This is a genomic window from Bifidobacterium aesculapii (assembly GCF_001417815.1).
Taxonomy (GTDB): Bacteria; Actinomycetota; Actinomycetes; order Actinomycetales; family Bifidobacteriaceae; genus Bifidobacterium; species Bifidobacterium aesculapii.
The window spans coordinates 1-5314 of the sequence record NZ_BCFK01000014.1; the positions used below are offsets into that span (position 1 = coordinate 1).

5 protein-coding genes and 1 pseudogene are annotated in these 5314 nt (G+C 68.1%); 3 read left to right on the forward strand and 3 right to left on the reverse strand.

The genetic code is table 11. From position 1 onward, the window contains the following. Positions 1-202 (reverse strand): YhgE/Pip domain-containing protein (locus tag BFAL_RS01875; RefSeq protein ID WP_152973478.1); only part of this gene is annotated, 202 nt, incomplete at its 3' end. 341 nt (positions 203-543) lie between these two features. On the opposite strand from BFAL_RS01875, the gene rsmI reads away from it, so the two are divergent. Next, a complete protein-coding gene (gene rsmI / locus BFAL_RS01880; RefSeq protein ID WP_055426755.1) occupies positions 544-1512 on the forward strand; it encodes a 16S rRNA (cytidine(1402)-2'-O)-methyltransferase in 969 nt (322 codons plus the stop codon). 55 nt (positions 1513-1567) lie between these two features. Here rsmI and BFAL_RS11365 read toward each other — a convergent pair whose 3' ends face one another. After that, the gene (locus BFAL_RS11365; protein WP_174514753.1) at positions 1568-1918 is read right to left on the reverse strand and encodes a variant leucine-rich repeat-containing protein; all 351 of its coding nucleotides are present in this window, start codon (positions 1916-1918) and stop codon (positions 1568-1570) included. Then, complete coding sequence (locus tag BFAL_RS01890; RefSeq protein ID WP_055426753.1) at positions 1915-2493, reverse strand: hypothetical protein; 579 nt, start codon at positions 2491-2493, stop codon at positions 1915-1917. The genes BFAL_RS11365 and BFAL_RS01890 overlap by 4 nt, the downstream gene beginning before the upstream one ends. Positions 2494-2953: 460 nt before the next feature. On the opposite strand from BFAL_RS01890, the gene metG reads away from it, so the two are divergent. Together metG and BFAL_RS01900 are read left to right on the forward strand one after the other, a co-directional pair. Next, positions 2954-4816, forward strand: coding sequence for a methionine--tRNA ligase (gene metG / locus BFAL_RS01895; protein WP_055426754.1), 1863 nt, complete (start codon positions 2954-2956; stop codon positions 4814-4816). Between the two features lie 164 nt (positions 4817-4980). Further along, positions 4981-5314: pseudogene (locus BFAL_RS01900) on the forward strand (hypothetical protein); the annotation flags it as partial.

Consider the following 5314-nt stretch of genomic DNA (forward strand, 5'->3'; position numbering starts at 1 on the left):
GCGGCGAGCTGGTGCCGCGGTCGTCGTTCGCGACGGCCACCTGGATGTTGCCGGTCGCCGAATACGGGTCCCAGTTGGCGATGATGTTGAACCACGCGTACAGGGACGGGATGATCGCCACGCCCAGCGTGACCGTCACGGCGACCGGATTGCGCAGGATGCGTGTGAGGTCACGGGTGAATACGCGCCATATCGTTCGCATTGGCCGGTCTTCCTTCCCTGGGTGCGGGTGTGGTGCTGTCCGGCCGTGGGCGCGTCGCGTGGCCGCGCTCGCGGCTTCGCGTTCGTCCGCGTATGGTCCCCATGCCATATGCGTATCTGGAATGTGAGATTACTCGTCGGGACGGTCGTCGGGCGTGGGGTTTCGCCGGCTGCATGCCCGTACATGGACAACGTGTGTCCGTATGGTGGGCGCTGATATGGAAGCGCGGGGTGTCGGACGGCCGGTGCGGCGGCGCGTCCGAGGGTGTGGGGGATACTGGAGTCATGACGAAAGTGGTGGATATGGCGGATGTGAACGCGAACGAGCCGATCGAGGCCGCAATGGGGGAGGGCGTCGAGACGCGTGACGGCGATGCCGGAGCGGAGGCCGTACAACAGTCCGAGCAACAGTCCGATACGGTGGTGGCGATTCCCGCCGGCACCGTCGTGCTCGCCGCGACGCCGATCGGCAACGTAGGGGACGCCTCCGCGCGCCTGCGCGCGCTGCTGGAACACGCCGACATCGTCGCCGCCGAAGACACGCGCCGCCTCTACGATCTGGCGAACCGGCTCGGCGTGCACGTGAACGGCCGCGTCGTCGCCTACCACGACCACAACGAGCGCGACAAGGCCGACGGCCTGCTCGACAATGTGGAGACCGGCGCGACCGTGCTCGTCGTCTCCGACGCGGGCATGCCCACCATCAACGATCCCGGCCTCGCGATTGTGCGCCGCGCCATCGAACGCGGCCTGCCGGTCACGTGCGCGCCCGGCCCGTCCGCCGTGCTCGACGCGCTCGCGCTCTCCGGACTGCCCACGGACCGGTTCTGCTACGAGGGATTCCTGCCGCGCAAACACTCCGAACGCGTGCAGCACCTGCGCATGCTGCAGGGCGAACGCCGCACCATCGTGTTCTACGAGACGCTGCACCGCATCGACGATTCGATGGACGACCTGCTCGACGCGTTCGGTCCGAACCGCCGCATGGCCCTGTGCCGCGAACTCACCAAGGACTACGAGCAGATCCGCCGCGGCACCATCGCCGAGATCCGCGACGGCGTGCGCGAGGACCCGCCGCGCGGCGAGATGGTGCTCGTCGTCGCCGGCGCCTCCGACGAGGAGGCCGCGTCCGTCGCGCCGAACACGCTCAGCGTCGAGGATATGGCCGTGCTTGCCATCGATCGTGCGCTCGAAGACGGTCTGCGCATCAAGGAGGCGATCACGCAGGTCGTGGGCGAACACCCGCTGCCCGACGGTTCGCTCGCCAACCGCAAGCAGGTGTATCAGGCCGTGCTCGCCATCAAGAGGTGAACCGGTGCGCGCGCCATCGCGCGTGCCGCTATGCGATGCGCGGTCGCGTGCGTCGTCATCGTTCCAATGATTCCAGCAGGACGGTGAGCGCGCGTTTGACGCCGGGGCCGCCGGCCTGCGAAACGTACTCGAGCAGCGCCGCATCGGCCTTCGGATTCGCGACGAGCCATCGCCGCAATTCCGGCGCATGCCGCGCGATATGCCACAGGACGTCCATGTCGGTCGCGGGATCGGCGGCCACGGCGGGCGTAAGCCGCAGCGGCGGTTCCGGCGGCGCCAGCGCGCACGCCGGACCGGACGCGGCGGCAAGCCGGACGAGCCGGTCGGCGCGGTCGAGCGAGCGCAGGCGCCGCGCTGTGGCGCCGCCGCGTCCGCGCTCGCCGCGGCGCACGCGCGGGCGCGTCACGGCGCGACCTTCGGACGACGCGCCTCATACGAGCGTCGCACGTAGCCGAAGAACGCGCGCGTGCGCGGCACCGTTGACATGCACGGATTCTCATTCAGCATGCGGACGCAGTCGTCCGGCGTGAAATCATACGTATCCATGAGGTCGACGATGCTGTCCGCGACGTCGTCCGTCTGCGGCGACGTGTGCGTCAACGACGCGACGTCGCAGGCGGTGCGCGTCGGGTCCGTCACGCGCAGGGCGCCGAGCGTGACGAGATGATGCGGCGTGACCTTGCGCGTGAGCGCGCGGATTCGGTGCCCGTGATGCCGCATGCGGAAGTGCGAGCGCGACAGCACGTCGATCGTGCGCGGGAACTCGCCGCCCATCCACACCCACATCGCGGTGAGCGCGCACGCCACCGTCGAATGCGGGATGATGCGCTGGACGATCGCCGCACGGCCGTACAGCGTGGCCGCATGCTCCGACCAGTAGCCGCTGCACAGGTCGTCCAGCGTGCGGATTGTGCCGCTCGCGGACAGACGGCTCAGGCTCATCGGGCCGGGCAGGTCGCGTTCGCGCAGGATCGTCGGCACCAGCGGCGTGGTGCGCAGCGGGGGAGGCGCGGGGCGTGGGGGAGACGTTGTGCTGTGTTGGGGAGACGTGGCGGATGTGGCGTCGGCGCGTGGGGGCGGGGCTGTGGTGGTGTGTGGCGCCGGGGTGTGCTGGGCTGTGGCGGTCATCATCGTTGAAGGTTCCATGGCACCACGGTAGACGCCGGCGGGCGTGCGCGCCAATCGTGCGCGGCGGCGCCGTTGCGATGTGCATAAGCCGGTGGACGGGCGGGCGGATGTCCACCGTGGCGTGCGGGTGCGCGGTGTTGGCACGAGCGTGACGCGGGCGTGCCGGATGTGCGACGCAGGCCGGGTGGCGGGCATGACCGCGGTGTGGCATTGGGCGTGACCGCAGTGTGACCGTGAGCGTGCACGGGCGCGCGGCGGCGGGGTTGCGGCGGGGGTGCCCGCGTGTCCCCGGCGCGCCGGATAATCGGGCGTTATGAGTCATATTCTGGTGAATGTTGCATGGCCGTACGCGAACGGCCCCCGCCACATCGGCCACGTGGCCGGTTTCGGCGTCCCCTCCGACGTGTACGCGCGATACGAGCGCATGAAGGGCAACGACGTGCTGATGGTCTCCGGCACGGACGAACACGGTACCCCGATCCTCGTCGAAGCCGAAAAGGAAGGGCTGAGCGCGCAGGAGCTCGCGAACCGCTACAACCGCGTGATCGCCAAGGACCTGTGCGACCTCGGCCTGAGCTACGACCTGTTCACCCGCACCACCACCGGCAACCACGAGCACGTGGTGCAGGAGCTGTTCAAGCAGTGCCTGAAGAACGGCTACATCTACAAGGGAACGCAGCAGGTCGCCATCTCGCCCTCCACCGGCCGCACCCTGCCGGACCGCTACATCGAAGGCGAATGCCCGATCTGCCACGCCGAAGGCGCGCGCGGCGACCAGTGCGACGCCTGCGGCAACGAACTCGACCCGGACGAGCTCATCAACCCCGTCTCCAAGATCAACGGCGAAACCCCGCGCTTCGAGGAGACCGAACACTACTTCCTCGACCTGCCGGCGCTCGCCGAAGCGAACCTCGCGTGGCTGAACACACGTGAAGGGTGGCGCACCAACGTCATCAACTTCTCCAAGGGCCTGTTCAAGGAGGTCAAGCCGCGCGCCATCACCCGCGACATCGACTGGGGCATCCCCGTGCCGGTGGAAGGCTGGATCGACAATCCGAACAAGAAGCTGTACGTGTGGTTCGACGCGGTGATCGGCTACCTGTCCGCCTCGATCGAATGGGCGCGACGCAAGGGCGAGCCGGACGCGTGGCGCGCATGGTGGAACGACCCGACCACGCCGGGCTACTACTTCATGGGCAAGGACAACATCACCTTCCACTCACAGATCTGGCCCTCCGAGATGATCGCCTACAACGGCAAGGGCTCCAAGGGCGGCGAGACCGGCGAACTCGGCCCGTTGAACCTGCCCGAGCAGGTCGTGGCCTCCGAGTTCATGACGATGGAAGGCAAGAAGTTCTCCTCGTCGCGCGGCATCGTCATCTACGTCAAGGACATCCTCTCGCGCTACCCGGTGGACGCCGTGCGCTACTACATCTCCATCGCCGGCCCGGAAAGCTCCGACTCCGACTTCACGTGGGCCGAGTTCGTGCGCCACAACAACGAAGAGCTCGCCTCCTCCTGGGGCAACCTCGTCAACCGCGTGGCCAACCTCATCGCCAAGAACTTCGGCGAGATCCCCGCGCTCGACGAGGATTCGATGACCGCCGAGGACCGCGCCCTGCTCACCGAGACGCGCGGCGCGTTCGACTCGGTCGGCGGGTTCATCGAGAACCACCATCAGAAGGCGGCGCTCATCGAGGCGATGCGCGTGGTCGGCGACATCAACAAGTACATCTCCGCGGTGGAGCCGTGGAAGATCAAGGACGACGACGTGCGTCTGGGAACCGTGCTGCACGTGGCCGCGCAGGCCGTCTCCGACGCGAACCACCTGCTTGCGCCGTTCCTGCCCCATTCCGCGCAGAAGGTGTGGGAGGCCCTCGGCGGCAAGGGCGTGTTCTCGCCGCTGCCGCGCCTCGAGGAGGTCGAGGACCTCGACAAGCCGGGCTTCGAATACCCGATCATCACCGGCGACTACGTGTTCGGCGAGACCGTGCACCCGTGGGAGAGCGAGCCGATCGAGGTGGGCGCGCCCATCGCCAAGCCCTCGCCGATCTTCGCGAAGATCCCGAAGGAGGCCGTCGAGGAGGAGCTCGCGCGCTTCGACGAGGCGCTCGCCGCCCGCCGTGCCGCCGAAGCCGAACGCCTCGCCGCCGAAAAAGCCAAGCTCGCCGAGTAACACCCCCGGGGGTGGGCCCCAACCTTGGGGCCCGCCCTCATCCTCATCCTCATACCCGGGATCTCGCCCCTATTACCCATTCCCACCCATTACCCACCCCCCATATCTCTGCCGTCGGGTTCTAGTGATTGTCGCAACGTCTGGCTGACTGACGGGAGGGCCAGGTGGGCAGGTGGGTGTTCGAGGGCGTGGAGTACGCGACGGGCATGGCCGGAGGCGTCATCAGGGTCTCCTACACGGCCACGTTCACCGTGGACGCAGTCATCGACGCCGCAGGCAACACGAACGGCGTGATCCTCACCTACTCGAACGACCCCTCCACCACCCACACCGGCGAGATCACACCGCCCGACACGCGCGTCTACACGCACGGCTTCCGCTTCCTCAAGACCGGGGCCGACGGGACCACGCCCCTCGAAGGCGCCTTGTTCACCCTGTACAAGGGCGCAGGCTTCGCCGACGCGGACAAATACCATCGCGCCGACAAGCCCGGCGAGG

Coding starts and splice junctions, on each gene's coding strand:
- rsmI (WP_055426755.1), top strand. CDS start 544: ATGGGGGAGGGCGTCGAGACGCGTGACGGCGATGCCGGAGCGGAGGCC.
- metG (WP_055426754.1), top strand. CDS start 2,954: ATGAGTCATATTCTGGTGAATGTTGCATGGCCGTACGCGAACGGCCCC.